The following is an 18,506-nucleotide window of genomic DNA, read 5'->3' on the forward strand; positions in this document are numbered from 1 at the left end:
CCATTATGGTAACACATACCAATTTATGAAATTTTTTAATCAATAAATGTACTATGAAAAAATTGAAATACATCGCTTGTCTGTTCCTGCTCTTGGTAACAGGAATGATCTATGGACAGACAGCACGTGAGATATATAGCATTCAGACTGGTAGTAGCGAATCCAATAATTATTATTGTGTGCGCAATTCCTCCGGTCAGGTCAAGGTATACTTCAAGTGGAAGGGTACGAAAGCAAACCCTGATAATAAGTTCATCGCAGAACTCTCCGATGCCAATGGGAATTTTGGTTCTCCTATAAAGCTTGGCGAGATCACCGAGCGTGGAAACCAGGTACAGGTTTTTGAAATTCTCTTCCATCTGCCCGCAGGTACTGATGGTCTGGCTTATAAGATCCGTATCCGTAGTACCTCGCCAGAGGTTATTGGGGTGAGTGCTCCCTTCGAGGCGCACCACTTAGGCGATGCTACTCCTACTCAGTTGAACAATTTTAACAATGTAGAGCTCTGTCCTGGGGCTGGTGGACGTACTATCTCTGTCACAGGAGGAAGTACTGCCGCTGTATATAAATGGTATAAGGATGGCCAACTTATCCCTGGGGCTACTGGTAGTAGCTATACAGTAACTACTCCTGGAGTATATGCTGTGGATCCTGATTTTGGCCGTTGTTCTACTTCCTTGCGCTCCAATCAGGTTACCGCTACCTTAGCAGGCTCTTCAGGCTCTATGGTACTCAAGATCAAGGGGGCTTCTCCTCGTGAAATCTGTGCAGGTGTTCCCACTACTCTTGAGACTGAGGTAGAAAATGGTGGATCCAATACCTTTACCTATCAGTGGTATAAGGGGGAAGTGGCCATCACAGGGGCTTCTACTGCTACTTACAATGTTACTGAGGCGGGAGACTATAAGGTAACAGCTACCGCAGCGGGTGCTTGTCCGCTTACTTCCAATGTGATCAAGGTCACCGAGCGCAACACGGCTGGCTTGCTCACTATCTCTGGTGGAGAAACTCAGGTGAAGTGTCCCGCGCAAACCATCACACTGACTTCTGCACTTTCTAATCCTTCTCTTACGGGTATATATAAATGGTATAAAAACAATACAGAAATATCGGGGGCCTCTACCAATACTTATACGGTGAGTGATACTGGTAGCTACTATGTCACTCTTACCGAGACTGATGGTTGTGTGATCAAGTCCAATACTGTGACGGTTACCGATCGCTCTGGGGTGAACCCTGGTGATATCAAGTGGCTCGGTCATGAGAATAACGATGTGGTCTTTTCTTTCCCTTATCGTCGTCCAGTTATAGAGTTGGATATTCCTTCTACAGAGACCCTTACAGTCAAGTGGTTCAAGGAGGATGACCCTTCTAATATTCTTCAGGAGAATACCACCCGCTCTTTTCAAGTACCTTCAGAAGGGACTTTCGTGGCGGAGGTATATGATGCTTGTGGTACTAAGGTGAGTACTGGTGTACTCAAGCTTCAGGTGAAAGAGCCTTCTCGCTATATCCCTACCATTGGCTTCAAGCAGGGCAATGCTCCCTGTGGTGCCTCTCAGGCAATCTTGGAGCTCTCCAAGCTCGAGGCGGTGATTGTAATAGGTTCTGAACAGAAAAAGACTCTTGTTCCCAATGCGGATTATGATCAGTATACTTTCCAATGGAAAAAGGATGGTGTAGCAGTAGGCTCCGGCAAGGAACTCTCGGTGACCAGTACCAATACGGTGAGTGTCTATCACTTGATGGTTAGCGGCGCTTTCAACTCCAATGAGATCAAGCTCATGAATGTCGATGTCCCTACAGCGATCTCCATTACTACTAGCACTGGGGCTACTGAGCTCGAAAGTGATCGTGCTCTCGAACTTATCCCAACCCTCTCTGGAAACTTCCAACAGGAACTCTTTACCTATAAGTGGTATCACCGTAAGGACAACACCCAGCCTTGGGAAGAGAAAAAAGATGTAACAGGTGAAACAGACAAAAAATATGTGATCCCTGCCACCTCTCAGAAAGATCCTGCCTTCAGATCGCTTGCAGGCGAATACCAGTTTGTGGCCAAGCTCAAGGAAGGCAACGTAAGCATAGGCGGACAGAGTATAGACCTTACACCCTATGCCGCTGCTTGTGGAGGTACCGAAGGGGTGATCAATATAAGGTATGTGCTCAACTACGATGGGGTAGAGGTTCCTAATATCTTGCTCCTTCGTGGAGAAGACCTCAACCGCAAGTGGATACTCCCCTCCCAGTGGGCAGGTGCTAAAGTAACTATTTACAAACAAACTGGTGAAATTGTATACCAAGCTAACCAATACAACAACGATTTTCCAAATTTCGAATCAATACCTTCTCGTGAAGGTGCTGCTATCTACTTCTTCTATGAATTAGAAAAAGATGGTAAAACGCAGCGCGGAACTATAACCATATTCCATTAAAAATGAAAATAGGACTCTCATATAAGATTTGGCTTTGCTTTCTCATCTCTGCCTTCGCCTTGGCGCAAGAGCAGAAGGGATATTATATGCCTTACCAGATGCCTACCCATGCTTTTGTGCGCTTCAATACATTTGTTGCCAATCCAGCTTTCCCGCTTATTGTCAACTACCAAGAGCACAATGTAGGTCTATACTATCGTAACCAGTGGTCGGGCTATAAGAATGACAACTTCTCTCTTATGGGGCTTTCCTATGGCCGCAACTGGAGAGAAACCAGCTCAATGAATGCAATGGTCTTCAAGCGCAATGCTACAGTGATGACCAATTACGGCGTCGTGCTCAACTATGGTCACCTTATCACCCTTTCCGACCAGGTGCGTATAGGATTGGGTCTCAGTGTAGTGCCTTCCTTCAGTGGCTTGGACAAGGGACGCATTCGTGCAGCCGATCCTACTGATCCCTTGCTCAATGTAGGTAACTCTTTCGATATCAATGTCCAACCAGGGGGATATATTGCCTTTGGGGACTTCTATATAGCAGGGATGGCCGAGAACCTTATTGACTATTCCTCCGGAGCAGGGAAGGCCATGACCGAGTTCCGTGACAAGACTTTTACCGCACACCTGATGTATCGTACCGCTTTGGAGAGCAACAACAGCCTCTTGGAAAACGGCTATTGGTCAGCGGCTTTTCGTGCGACTAAAGAATATGACGGTTACAACTTTGGCGGTAGTGCGATGCTCGATCTCCCCGCTTTGGGATGGCTCAATGTGGGCTACACACAGCGCAATGGGCTCTTAGCTGGAGTAGGGGTCAATCTACGCCAGCAATGGAGCCTTGGGGTAGAGTATGAAAATCCTATAGGGGTAAAAATTCCTCAGCTGGGTAGCACCTTCGGGGTGTATCTCAATGTACAGTTCGGTGGCGAACGACAGAAAGTAGCTCCTGCTCCGACTCCAAGACAACCAAGTACCAAGAGACCTTCTATTGTACAGGTAACTCCTGAGCCTCCAAAGGTAGATCCTCCTAAACCTGTGGATCCTCCTATGCCACCTCAACCACCAGTAAAAGTAGATATCAAGAGGGTACTCCCTCCTATAGAAGGGGTGCCAGCTGGATACTATGTCATCATTGGGGTATATGCCAGTCCGCGTAATGCCTATAATTTCCGCCAGCAGAGAGCCAAACGCTATGAAGTAGGTTCTTTTGTCAACAAACAGAATGGAATGACCTATGTATATCTCGGTAAAGGTGCTATGCCTCTTGAGGAAGCTCAAAATCTTATGCGCAAGCAAATGCTCAATGTAGATTTCATAGATGGTATATGGATACTAGAAGTAAAAGAACGTTAGTCTGTTTTTAGGTTTTAGAGATAGCCTCTAAAACCTAAGAACTAACCTCTAAAACCTTAATGTTGTTAATAAAAACATAAAGTTTTTATTTTAACAAAAATAGCCTTTTGATTTCTAAAAAAATATATATATTTGCCCATAAAAAGTAGCCTTTTAGGGTAAGGGGAATAGTATTTGTAATAAATTGATTCTTAATTAATTAACAATTTATTTTCCTTAAATGTGTTTATAGGAAAACACAGCTACTCTCATGTATTTGACTTTTTTGTTTATTTCACCTTCTATGAATAAATGCAAAGTAGGTAGAAGTATGCAAAACTAAAAATAAACAAATCCATCTCAGCATCTCTTCAAATCCCAATTCCTCTTCAGGGGGGTAGGGATAAGAAGAATAAAAACTAAACAATTATGGATACCATTTTTTTAAAAAAAACAATTGTGAAAAAACTATTTCATTTTCTCTGTACCGTGACCCTATTGCTTTCAGGGATCACGGCTTTCGCACAAGAAGCCTTCACTACTGTCTATGACAATGGTGGAAAGCCCATCAAGGGTAGTTTCATGACTATAGGGAACAAATCCGATGCTCCCTATAACTTGAATATTCCCTCGAAGGATCCTAACTGTCCTGTTAATATCAAGTGGGCGCGCCTCTATTGGGGGGGACACTCAGGTGGGGGCAACAAAGATCAGGTGCGTTTAGTAGGTCCTGGAGGTCTCAATAAATCCATTACCAAAGATGGAGGTAATGAAGAAACAAATGGGGTAGTATGGGCAGATGCTGACTATCTTATCTATCGTTTCTATTTTACTAGTAATGATGGTACCGATTTGGATATTGCAGCTGAAATTACTTCTCCTGTAAGATATCGAGCAGGATATTGTCGAGGTAGGTTCTCCTCTCAAGATATGCCAATAAGGGGAGCTGCTCCTTCGGGAAATTTTGCAATGTGGAGTGGTGATAATACAGGAGTTGGTTTGGAGTCTATTATTATCAATGTAAAAAAGATAAAACAAGCGCATCCTTCTTCTCAAGATATTGTTATGAACTTCTATGCAGGATGGTTTAGAAGGTATGTATCAGGGAATATGGCTATCAAAGCAGAAGCCTACAGAGGAGAAATGATAAACGATCCAGCCGATCGTTTCAACTGGATACCAGCTCCTGGAGCTCAAAAAGTAGGAGAAGCAACTTTCCCTATACAGTTGGCAAAATATAATGGAGCTTGTAATGGAAATAAGTGGACACATGTGCCTACAGGCGATATGTACCACTTTGGAGAGTTTGTGTATAATCCTTCTGATGGTCGTATTCTTTGGAAAAAATCCTCTACCATAGGAGGAGGACAAGAGTACTTAGGACAAAGTAATGTTGTGGATCCTACCAAAACAATTGTTAATGATGGTACTCGTGTCGATGATGATTCTTACTACTATCGTTGGACAGATGTGACTGCTGATCTGCAAGCCTTAGCTCGTGCAGGAAATCTCAATGGTCAGTATCGTGTAGATAACATATATAATAATGGAGGTACTTCTTGGAAATTTGATTCAGGTTGGGCTTTAGTTGTGGTTTATGAAGATCCTAAAGGGGATCAAAATAATTTAAGGGTGATTAAGGTAGAACAAGGTTTTGAACGAGTCGGTGCGGGTGGTCCTACCACACGAACTCGTTCTATTGGAGGCTTTGTCAAACCGGGGCCTTTGAGTGATTATTGGGATATCTTCTCTGGAGTAACTTTAGGAGGAGAAGCTTCTAAAAATGGAGATAAATATAAGGCTAATGGAGCTGAGTATGCTTGGCCTTTAGGATATAGGTCTTCTTCTAACTTTTTCAATGAATCAATTACAATCAACCAAGAAGCCAAGCAACCAACACGTGGTTGGGATGTATTTTTCTTTGGAACTAAATCGTTAGCCCCAGGATCTACTTCGACTACCTCTAGTTATTTAGCTAGTGATGGTGGCTATGATGCCTATATCAATTTGGTCAATGTGATGTCTATTGCAACAGCAAGGCCACTTTACCAAATGGTTACCTCCGTGAAAAACTCCGCTGGTACTGACATCTCAGGTCAGCGTATTGCCTTAGGAGCTACTGCCAAATATGAAATTACCCTACGCAATGTAGGCTCTGGTAATGCCTCTTCTGCTATTACCTTGGAGGCGTTACTACCTAAGAATCTTAACTATGTAAGTCATGAAGCCTTGCCGCTGGGAGCTACCTTCGCAGGTAAGACGGATAATTATAACAACACAGGACGTACCTTGCTCAAGTTTACGATTCCTGCAGCAGGTCTTCCTGCCAATGCTAATGCTCCTATGTCTGCGCCTATTACAATTAATGTAAAGGCGGTATCCGATTGTGGAGCTTTGCGTGATGCTTGTTCTAACAAACTTGAGTTCCAGCCTGTCCTTAAGTATAGTGTAGTAGGGCCTAATGAGAATTTAGAACAGCTTTCCTACAACAAGCTTACTGACTGTGATCCTAAGCCTACTACTTTCTTTATCGATGATTCCCCTTGTAGCCAATCTGCCAACAATACCTATCCGTATTGTGCTGCCTTTGAGCTCGATGGAGGGGCTGGTTATCCTTCCTATAAGTGGACACGACAAGGAAGTACCCAAGTACTTAGTACCGATCGTAAGTACCGCATCACTGAGGCTGGTGTTTATGTACTCGAAAGAGGAGCTTCTGCTTGTCAGAACCCTACAACCTTGACTTTCAACATCACACCTCGTACTGGCAACGATGCCCTGCATCCATTGCGCAACAATAGTCGTGTGGTGGAGCGTCAGACTTGTAACAATACAGGTCTTGAGTACCTACAGGTGGCACTTTGCGGTCCTTCAGTGACCCTCTCTACCACTGGAGTAAGTCTCCCCGATAGTGATGTGATCTGGTACCGTTACAAAGGAAATACTTCTCAGCTAGTACCTTCTTGTCCTCCAGCTTCTGTAGCTGCTGAACCAGCCAACTGGGAACGCTTGGGTACAGGAAAGACTTTTACAATCAACGAAAACCAAGTAAGTAACAATGGTACACACTTCGCTATTGTCCTTAAGAATCCAGGTAATTGTGACGCGGATTATTACTTCCGTGCTTACAAGGCATCAGGTAATTATACTTTGGCTAAGGAAAATATCTTGTCGCTCATGTGTAATGGAGCTACTACAGCTACCGCTCAGGGCTGGCTCAAGATAACCAATATTCCTAATGGGCAATACCAATATAAAATAGATGGACCTTCTGCCTCTGTGGGCTGGACGGATGTACCTGGAGGTAATAACAATTTCGAACATCAAGTCTCTGCCCGTGGGGAATATACTGTGACCCTACGTCCGAAACTTGCTGGAGGCTCTTCTCAGTTCCAAAATAATGTATGTACTTTCGAACAGAAGATCACCGTGCAGGAGACCACCACGGCAGGTACGGATCCAACCCTGACCCTCACCAAAAAGGATGTACAGTGTGTGGCACAGACTCCTTCCGGAGGAGCCATTCATGTTATGCTACATGGCAATGTCTCCCTACCGGTGGATGTCATCGTCAAAAAACAAGCAGGGTCTCAGATAGTGCGTGTAACGGTAGATAATGATAGCAAGCGCGATTCCAACAACTGGGACAATGTTTCCAAGGCAGCTATCAGCACCTTAGGCAAAGGAAAATATGAAGTTACAGTAGTACCTAACCAGCGCAACTGTACTACTCCAGCTCAGATAGTAGAAATCAGTGAGTTGCCTGAATTAAAGCTACTTACAGTAACTCCTGAAGATCCAACTTGTGGACCTACTAAGAGAATTTCCATTACTTACTCAGGAGGTACTCCGCCATATACTACTTGGTTAGAGGCTAATGGTATATTGATACGTCCAAATGTAGGAAATGTAACTGCTTATACTTTTGAAATTAATGATCCTACTTTTATCTCAGGGTCTAAACAATATTATGTAGGAGTAATAGATGCTAATGGTTGTTCTGTATTTAGAAATATAACCTATCAGTTACAACCTAAGCCTACCTTTACCAAGGCTTCTACTTCAGCGGATTGTTCGACTACAGCAGGTACCATTACTATGACCATCAACAATCCATCGTTCGATGCGACCAAATACTCTGTGCGTTATGCTATTGAAAAAGCTAATGCAGGAGGTACCTTCTCAGGCAACTGGATATATCAAAACTATCCTAACAATACCTTTACTGGACTCGCTTCTGGTAAGTATCGTCTCCGTGTATACTACAAGCGCGGTAGTAAGGAGTGTTCTTGGCCAGAAGAAACCTATCAGGTAATGAATAATGGTCGTCTTGAATATCTCACAGGGCCTGACTTTGATGATCAAATTGTCACTATTGATGAGGGTAATGGACCTCTTACTGGTTTTGCCAACGTATCTCACTTGGCTTGTAAGGTAGGAGAAAACCCAATCGGACATGCTCACGCCTCTGTACGTGTCTCTGGTCTTGGTGGAGGTAACGGTACTGCTGGCGGGGTAGGACCTGGTGGCAAGTATGATGTCTCCTTGAATGGTGGACTTACCTGGAACGTAGCTCCTACCGGAACTACTTTTGATCAAAACGACTTGCGTTGGGACAATGTACCTGTGGGTACGTACAACGTGAAGGTACGTAGCCATGCTCCTGCCGGAGGGGTAACAGCCTGTGAAATAGAGTATACTGTAAAGGTAGAAGCACCGCTTTTGGCACCTGAGATCACTAGTACCCTTACTTACGACTGTGAGGGCTCTGCTCAGGCTACTTTTGTTACTTCTCGTAGCGACTATAGCTATCATGTAGAGATAGGTTCACCGCTATCTTCACTGCCTACCGAATGGAATGGTAACTATGAAGGTACAGGTACTATTAACAAATTGACTATTGATAAATCTAAAGCAGGTACTACTCAATATGCCCGTGTCTTCTATAAGAGAACTGTAACGCCTAAGCGTGAACTTATTCGTGAGGACTTCGGAGTAGGAGAACCTACTGATATCGCTGGACTTAACAAACCTGGCGTAAGTACTTCTCCTCTATTGAACTATCACTATCCTCCAGGAACTGTAAGTTGGCAACAATATAGTATTACCAACCAAAAAATATTCCATGATACAGGATGGTTAGGAGTAGGAGGTGGAGCACACCGCTTGGGAGACCCCAGTTGGATACAAGCAGCTCCAGAGGATCATACAGGATTGCCTAATGGGCGCTATATGTACATTGACTTGCACGAAACTCTTACTCCTGGTACAGTACTTTATCAGAAAGATGTCGATATAGTGCCTAATGGACCTATTGGTTTTGAACTTTATGTAATGAACCTCAACCAATCCGCCTCTGGATGGCAGAAGCCTTTCTTCCGCATAGAGGTAACGGATCTTTCAGATAATGTATTAGGTCAGGTAACCTCTCCTGATATAGATTATAATGATATAGGAAATACTAACTGGATACGTATCTCCTCTGACGATCTTGGAGATATCAACCCAGGTAACAATACCCGTGTACGTATCAAGATAAAGAACATGCGTAACCATCGTATGGGTAATGACTTTGCTATTGATGACATCTATGTATTCCAAGGACCTGTGAGCTGTCCTACCCTCAAGGTGGATGTAGCCTTACCAATTGAGGCTGGCAAAGAAATGAAAATCACCTCACATACTACTATTGATGAGACTTGTAATGGTTCGAATGATGGTAAGCTTACCTTTGGAGTAGCGAACTATGGCAATGTGGCATATACTTGGAAGGTGGTAACTCGAGGCACTACCACTCAGGTACAGGGCGGTACTAATAATACAGCAGGCCTTACTGTGAACAACTTAGCTCCAGGTCTTTATACATTGAAGATTACCTCTGGACATCAGAAGAAGTTCAGCAATGATCAGGCTTGTGAGGTTACACAGGACTTTGAGATCAAGAGAAATGCTAAGGTAACAGTAACTCAGAATAGGACTATAGATTACCTAGACTGTAATATAGATAGGAAGCAGATGCTTATCTTCTCTCAGAATGCAACGGGTACTAACCAAGGAGTGTTCAACATCACGGGAGGTAAGCAGGCACCGAGCGCGCCGCTGAGATATACGATTAAGGTAGTAAAAATTCCTTCAGGAGCTACAGATATTCTTACGCCAGATTCGAATGGAAACTACCGTTATGTAGTGGTAGCAGGAACCTACCAGATTACCATTACAGACGACAACAACTGTAATGGAGGTCATGGCACCTTCACCTACAAGGTAGAAGCACGCCATAAGATTGGTACTGTGAAAGCAGAGTACAAAAACTGTGTGGTTGCCAATGGTATAGGTGACATGGAGCTTAGCCACACTTTCATTGGAGGTGCAAGCAATGGCAAGCCAGTAACCTATGATTGGAAGAAACAGGGTGATGCTACATGGACAGCGGTGTCTGGTAATACCATTCCTAAAACAACCCTTGATGGTTGGACAAAAGGAGTTACTTACCTTATCCGTGCTAAGGATGAGTACAGTTGTGAGAAAGAGATAGAGGTATCAATCCCAGTAGAGATTGAGAACCTAACTACGGCAGACTATACCGTAGTTCATCCTGCGGCAGCCTGTCCTCCTAATCCAGTAACTCCAGGAAGTATCACAGTGAACCATGTACGAGGTGGTAGTTCAACCCCTATTTATCACTATGCTTTTGTTGCTGCGGGTACTCCACCACAGGATAGTGACTATACAGCGACCAACGCGAAGTCAGGTATTACCACGGGTGGTAATTGGGATGTATATATTAAGGATATGGCGGCAACACCTCCTACTTGTGGTAAGAAGGTGACCACAACACCTATTCATATTGAAGATCCAGTACCTACAGGAGGTGATTTAGATCCTTCAGGTATTATAAAACATACATCTTTCAGTGCTACCTGTGAAGATGGACAGGGCGGTAGCTTGGTAATAGAGCGCTTCCGTGGTAAGGGACCTTTCCGTGTGGAAGTAACTAAGACAGCACCTATAGCAGCACCTATGGTACCTTATCGTATTCCTAAGGTAGCAGTAGCGGGTAAGGTAACGATCAATCCTACTACTGGAGAGATGGTAGTAACAGGCTATGTGATAGACAACTTATCCAAAGGAACCTACAAGGTAGAGATTTTTGATGAGGGTAATGGTAACTGTGCCGTTCCAGGAATGGTAGGAAAAACCTTCACGATAGGGGCTATGAGCATTGACTTCCCAGCTTCAGGAGCAGTGACTCAGTCTAACCCTAGCTGTACAGAAACAACAATGGCTTTTGCCTTGAAGGCAACTAGTACCATAGTTCCAGCCAGTGAGTATGAGATAGTATACCGCTTGGTAAGACATAATGGTGTACCAGTGACCAATGGAGACGAACAGTGGAAGACAGAAGCCCAGCGTCCAATAGTTTCACCTTATACAGGTCAAGGCTTGGTAGGGGCTATGTATGGCGGGGTGACTGTCGGAGATAAGTTTACCGCTCAGATAGGAGTAAGAAGGAAATCGGATAATGCAGTAGTATGTACTAAGGATATTCCTGAGTTTACTCTTGCACGTCGAGCTAATGATTTGACCCTTACACCTAAGGTAAATGGTAATTGTAGCAACTTTGATTTGGATGTGAAGTTTGGTAATACGGGAACTACTTATTATAAGGTAACTTTCTATCTTAATAATAATGGTACTCCTGCCGAACAGCAATTAGGAACGTATAATGGTTATGTAGGAGGAACTACCTATACTTTCACTAACCTACAGAAGGGTAGAAACTATATGGTGTATGTACACTATGAGACTACCTCAACTTCAGGATTGTGTAGGGAAGGTTTGGAAGTACCTACAACGCCTGCCAATACCCCTGCTATTCAGGTGGATAACTCAGCAAGTAGAGGGGTGGCTTGTGATAATGCAAGCACACCAGTGAACATACGTTTCCATGTCACCCTCACTACAGGGGAGGAGCACCATTACCTTATACTATTTATGAAAAGACAAATGCAGGTCTTGTTCCAGCGACAGGTGCAGGAGCAACAGGAACTGTGAACCCAACACCCGCGGGATCCAATACTTATGAGATCTCTTACAATAGACCTACAGCGCTTCCAGCGGGAGGCCAACGCTATGTGATATCGTTCACTGCAGCAGGTTGTGAGTCTTATAGTGGAGATATTACAGTAACCCCACCAGCGGCAGGTCGTGCTTTGATACCAGGCGCCTTGTCTGTGGTCGCAGCTAAGACCAAACCGATGAACTGTCAGGATGGTACAGCCAAACTCACTGTCAAGGGTGGAGCTACAGGCGGATATGGACCATTTACCTATAGCTTGTTGATGGAAGATAACATAACAGCACCTTCCACTTCCTTCTTAAGAAGAAATATAGTAAGAAGAAATATAGCGGATCTTACAACCGATGTAGAGTTTGACTTGAGAGAGAGTGATTTCAATGTAACGGGTACCAACTGGTGGAGTACAGTCTTCCCAACCTTAACCTTCAAGGTAAGAATTACCGATCAGGCGACAGGTTGTGAGGTGACAGCTACCGCAAGTGGTAATGCCTTAGGCAAGTTCCTCAATAGCAAGCATACTGCTACAGCGACCTTGGATATCAACAAGACTGCTCCAGGAGCGAATGCTTGTGATGCCAACGATGTGAACTATAAGCTCAAGATCACCTTGTCTAATATCAATGCGACAGGGGGTACGGCACTTACCTTTGCTGATTACGAATACTCTATAGATGGAGGTAATACATATAAGCCCTTCCCAGCACTAACAGCAGAGGAAAACATACCAGCACTCTTTGATCAGAATAAGGTCAAGGTAAGAGCGAAAGAGAGTCTTTGTGATGCGACTATTGCTTATGCAGGCGGAACACCTCCGGGAGCTAACGAGCGCTTGACGTATCCTAAGCTTAAGTTTACCGCTGAGAAGAAGACGGATATGGCTTGTGACAATGCAGGGGTATATACAGCGACCTTTAACTTGAAGATCACCAGTGGTTCAGACTTTGTTACACCTCCAGTGGTGCCAGCCCCACTTTCTCCAGCAGGTAACCGTTATGATATAGTGGTAACCCAAGGAGGTAGTGTAGCAGCAGGAGCAAGACATACGAATTTTGCTACGCCTCCTACAGGAGCTACAGTAGTGGCGGGAGCTACACCTACAAGTACGAATATACACAATCAGGTGATTACAGTAACTTATACAGTTCCTCCATTCCCAACAGCACCTATCACATATAATGTATGGGTGAGAGATAGAGGTAATAAGTATTGTGATGATTATGTGGCGAGTGCGCCTATAGTAATCCAACCAGCAGAAGATCCAGCAACTCTGAAGGCACGTCATACGATAGACCCAGCGAAGATAAATAATGTAGTGGGATGTACCCCAGGAGGTACTACTGGTAGCTTTGAGTTTACCCGTACCATTACTTCGGGAAGAGAGAATGTCTCCTTTGTATATGAATTGTTCTATAGTACTGCTGCTGCGGGTCCATTTACAGGATCAGGTATTGAGGTAGGTGATGGAGACATCATAGAGCGTACTACAAGTACAGTTCGCTATAAGGTAACAGGACTTAAGGCGGGTTACTACCAGCTCAGAGTGAAGAGCTCAGCCAATGGTAGTTGTGGTCAGGATGTGACAAGCTTCTCTGGAGGGGTAGTTCAGATAACAGAACGTCCAGTAGCTCAGTTCGATGCGAATCCACCTGCCAACCCAGGTATAGCGATTGTTCAAGCAGGTTGTGGTGCTGCCACTTCCTATGGGGTAACCCCTAAGCAGTCCAATGCGCAGCTTTACCTCAATATTAAGGGAGGTACTGCACCTTATAAGGTAGAGATCTATGAGGCAGGTAATGTAATCCTTACTCAGACAGTAACCTCTACTACACCTCCAGCGCCTTACCCAGGACCTACAGTGTACACAGCGAATGCCACTATAGACCTTCCTGCTAAGGATGTGGATTATACGATAGTAGTAAAAGTAACGGATGCAAACGGATGTGTATTGGCTATTCCAAGTTCATTCGTAGGAACAGTTAAGACACTACATAAGATAACAGGGGCAACCTTCCATCGTACCCAACAGATGAGCTGTCAGCCAACGGGTACGGAACAGGTGACCATGACTGTGACACGTACGAATGGTTCAAATACAGGAGGATACAATGTATATATAAGAAAGATGACCGGAGCAGGAGCTCCTACAGAGGTAGCTGGCTATGACTCAGCTGCTAGAACAGCAGGTACTGCTCAGATAGGGGGTACAGGGGTAGGTACTATTACCTTCCCTCAGATCGCCGAAGAAAGTGCCGATTATGAGATTACCTTGACCGATAAGGATACAGGATGTACTTTTGTGGTACCAAGTGGATATAGAGTAGAGAAGGCTAAAGCGCCACGAGTAAACTTCTTTGTAACGGAAGGAATCTGTGGAGATACTGCTTCACCTGCTCCAGGTACAGTTGATGTAACCTTCAAGGTAGAAGTAGAAGGAGAAATAGGCTCCTCAGGATATACTTGGTTTGTGAAGAAGTCAGGAGGAACTACCTATGGTACCCAGACAGGCCATGGAGCTTCAGACCAGATGACTGTACATATACCTGTAGGAGATGTGCCACAAGGTACTGCAGTAACTTTTGAGACTGAGGTAACTGTAGTGAGTACACAGTGTAAGACTATGGCGCAGCTTACGGCTACCCGTCCACAGAATATCAATGCAGTGAGCAAGGTATTGCGCTATATGACTTACTGTAATGGAGAAGCTCAGAACGATGCTCAGATAGGGGTTACCTCAGCTCCGACAGGAGGTTGGGGAGCACCATACCAATACCGAGTAGTAACCGATGGTAATGCAGGTAGCTTCACCGATCAGATGACCTTTACCGTAGGGGTGGGTACCCACTATATAGAAGTGAGAGACTCACGCGGATGTACAAGGAAATTGGATAGCTTTACCTTTGTGCCTTACCACGGTCCATCTATGCAGCTACAAGCACCGAATGCACCAACAGCGACCAAGATACCAAGCTGTGTAGGCTCTCAGGATGGCGAGATTAAGCTCACTGGGGTAACAGGAGGTAGCGTAACAGCTACCACACCATCACCTTCAGGATCTACACCAACGTTGATAGAAGGACGCTTGTCTTACGAGTTGTTCGACGCGACCACAGAAAGATCCTTAGGTAGAATCTTGCCAGATGATAACCCAACCACTCGTGGTACGGTAACCTTCTCTGGTTTAGGAGCTGGTAAGTACTTTATCAGAATCACCTCGGATATGCTTTGTGCCGATGACAAGGTTGATTCACAACCTGTAACAGTTAATGACCCAGGTACAATCATTGCCAGAGCGGAATTGACTAAGTACCCAGGCTGTAATACAGCAGGTGACATCACCGTACAGATAGAGGGCAGACCGAATATGGATCCTACAAGAGGTACTTATAAGGTAGAACTCTATGACATTAGTGCAGGTCGTCCAGGTACTTTAGTGCCAGGAACACCAACTATTACGGGAGCTTACCAGACAGGAGTAACGGCAGTCTTTGCCACAGCAGTAGCATCAGGTCCTACTTCGGATAAGGTATACTATGCTAAGGTAATGGATAACGGTGGTGGTACAGGTGCCTGCGAAGGAGAATCCAACGAGGTACATGTAGCCAAAGTGAATCCGATAGATGGCGCTATAGATAATGATAAGAGTGTCTTGAGCCTCAAGTGCTATGGTAGCTCTTATGGTAAGATTGTGGTAACAGCCACAGGAGGTAAGAACGATGAGCCTTATGTCTTTACCCTTAAGAAAAACGGAACTGTTGTACCAGGCTTGCCTACACCGAATCCAAATGCGCAAGGAGTATTTGAAGGACTTGTTGCAGGAGATGACTATACGGTAGAAATCAGTCAAGCTGTGGGAGGATGTACTACGAAGGTAGTTCAAGTACAGATAAAACAAGAAACCAAGTACACGGTAGAATACGAAGTGAAACAGGTGACTTGTAATGGAGATCATGATGGTTCTATCGAGATCACCACAACATCAGGTCAGACCAAGCTTGATGGTACCCAAAGAAAGCTTACCTATGCGATTAGTCCTCGCTTAGACCGCTTCTTGGACAATGGTGGTAAGTTCGAAGGCTTAGCTCCTGGTAAGTACTATGTGATTGTACAGGATGAAAATGGTTGTCGTCCTAATGAGATTAAGGAGAAAGGTCAACCTACCCCACTTGGAACCGATATTATAGAGTTTACCATCACCGAACCGGATCCGCTAAGCGTAACAGTACGTATGGATACGGTAGAGCACGAAAGCTGTGCTGGAAGCAATGACGGAAAGGCTTACTTGCGAGTGATTGGTGGAACACCACTAAGAACAGTGGGCAATGATAAGGTATACGAATACTCTAAGGATGGAGGAGCTACATGGGTTGAATACCATAGTGATGGCAATGGTACCCTCATAGATGGCTTAGCCCCTGGCGACCATACCATCAAGATAAGAGATAAGAATGGCTGTCAAGCCGAAGCAACCCTTACCATAGAAGCCGGCTCAGAGGTGACCCTCAAGCTCAGCGAAGGTAAGTATGAGTGTGTGAACAATGTGATTAAGTATGTGGTAGAGGCCAGTGTAGAACCTGCTTCTGCAGCGCTTAATGTACGTTACTTGCTCGATGGAGTAGCTCATAACAATACCCGCTTTGAGTTGGATGTGGATCTTCAGACCAATACAACTAAGAGCTATGTAATCTCTGTAATCCATAAGGTAGCAGGTCATGGAGAATGTAGAAAAGACTCTGCACCGATTGTGGTAGCTCCAAAGACACCGCTTAAGGCTCAGGCAGATAAGATCACCAGCGTAAGCTGTCATGATGGTGCTGATGGTTCCTTCGAGGTAGTAGCTCAGGGAGGTTCAGGTAAGTACGAATATGGACTTAAACAAGCCGATGGCTCTTACAGATGGCAGGGTACGAACAACCAGTTCAAGAACCTTTCTGTAGGCTCTTACACGGTAGGAGTGAAAGATACAGAATACGGATGTATCTATGAGGTAGTCAATACAGCGATCATCGCACCTACACCGATACTGATCACTCAGAATAGCATCACCCATGTAGGATGTAAGGGCGAAGCCAATGGAGAGATAGAGTATGTACTCAAGGGAGGAAATCCTCAGTATAGCTGGGAGGTATTCTTCGAAAATGGAGAAAGCACTTCTAAGCGAGGTACAGGAGAGAGAGAAGCTACACCATTCAAGATACAAGGTCTTAAGGCTGGTAAATACCTCTTGGTAGTGAAAGACGCTAAGGGATGTAGCCAGAAGAAAGAGTTTGAGATCATAGAAGGGGTAGACCTCAAAGGAGTGATCACACAACACTATCAGTGTAATGCGGATATCAGTGAGAACAACAAGGTCTTGGTAGTGGATGGTTCAGGTCCTAATAGTGACACAGCTGCTCAGGCTACTTACGATGTATATGTATCGGTAACGACTCCATACTTGGTAATCAACCCAAGTTCAGGAGGAGCGATAAACCGCTTGCGATATGCGATTACCACACAGGGTGGATCCCCAATCCAGCGTTATGAGTTCAATGGAACTACGCCTACAGGAACTGATAATACACACAATATGTATAAGATTGCCCATGCATCGCTGCTTGCACAGCTCAATGCGGTACGTCCGTTGCAAGAAGGCTTGAACAAATACGAATTGCACTTGTATTACTTCAATAAGGATAACCCAGCGATGAGTGATCCACCATTGTGTCAGGAAGTGAGAGAACTCAATATTGAGTACTATCCACCGATCAAGATCACCAACCAGAGTATCGCCAACGACCTTAACTTAGTAAAAGTGAAGGTAGAGGGAGGTAAAGAGCGCTATACGGTATACTTTAGTGGAGCTCAATACCACACAGGGGAAGAGGTTAAGGCGCACTATGTACAGAAGGTGGACGATGTGAAGGCAGGAGATGAGGTAGTTTACTACGTACAGAAGACGGATTATGAAGAGGTGAACCCAGCCACAGGCAAGGTAGAGAAGAAAGTCCGTGTATATGTAGAGGACAGCAAGGGCGAGCTCAAGGAAGAGAATGGAGGTAAGCAGGTATGTGCTCATTCAGTATTCATCTATAAGGAATATATGGATGTTGTGATACCGAACTACTTCACGCCGAATGGAGATGGCGAGTATGACACATGGGCACCGCTCAACTTGGCCAGCTATCCACATGCCGAAACGATCATCTATGACCGCTACGGCCGCCAGATAGCGACCTTGAACAACCGTCAAGAGTGGGATGGTACCTACGGAGGCGAGCCACTTCCAACGGGAGATTACTGGTATGTACTTCGTCTGAACGAGCCAGATGACAGCCGTACCTTCAAAGGGCATTTCACCCTTTATAGGTAGTGATTAATGATCAATGTTCAATCTTCACTGATCACTGATTAATACCTAAAGAAAGGAATAACAATAATTGAAAAGAGACCTTCCATTACTGGAAGGTCTCTTTTTATTATTACAACTCCCCATATTCTCTGCTCCCCGTTTACTGCTCCCCGTTTACTGCTTACTGTCGCATGCACCAGTATAGGGCGATTTGCAAATCGCCCCTACAACAGGACGCAACAACCCTCATACCAATATAGAGAACCTCTGCTCACTCTTCGTTTTTCACTGACCTCTGTTGACTAAATTAACAATTAGCAATTGATAATTAA

The 18,506-nt window shown here is 44.6% G+C and carries 4 protein-coding genes; all 4 read left to right on the plus strand.

Annotated features, from left to right (window positions below):
* The first annotated feature begins 53 nt into the window (after window positions 1-53).
* The 4 genes from CGC50_RS09960 to CGC50_RS09975 all read left to right on the plus strand — a co-directional run bounded on the left by CGC50_RS09960 (window position 54) and on the right by CGC50_RS09975 (window position 18,195).
* Window positions 54-2,435 (plus strand): PKD domain-containing protein, encoded by a 2,382-nt coding sequence (locus CGC50_RS09960; RefSeq protein WP_095910710.1) that lies wholly within the window; start codon window positions 54-56, stop codon window positions 2,433-2,435.
* A gap of 2 nt (window positions 2,436-2,437) precedes the next feature.
* Window positions 2,438-3,787, plus strand: coding sequence for a PorP/SprF family type IX secretion system membrane protein (locus CGC50_RS09965; RefSeq protein WP_095910711.1), 1,350 nt, complete (start codon window positions 2,438-2,440; stop codon window positions 3,785-3,787).
* 438 nt (window positions 3,788-4,225) lie between these two features.
* Window positions 4,226-11,821 carry a hypothetical protein gene (locus CGC50_RS09970; protein ID WP_157909453.1) on the plus strand — a complete coding sequence of 2,532 codons (7,596 nt, stop codon included), beginning with the start codon at window positions 4,226-4,228 and terminating at the stop codon, window positions 11,819-11,821.
* Entirely contained in the window at window positions 11,818-18,195 is a 6,378-nt protein-coding gene (locus CGC50_RS09975) for a T9SS type B sorting domain-containing protein (protein WP_095910713.1), read from the plus strand. The genes CGC50_RS09970 and CGC50_RS09975 overlap by 4 nt, the downstream gene beginning before the upstream one ends.
* The last annotated feature ends 311 nt before the right edge of the window (window positions 18,196-18,506 follow it).

Origin of the sequence: Capnocytophaga gingivalis (genome assembly GCF_002302415.1) — a bacterium.
Taxonomy (GTDB): Bacteria; Bacteroidota; Bacteroidia; order Flavobacteriales; family Flavobacteriaceae; genus Capnocytophaga; species Capnocytophaga gingivalis.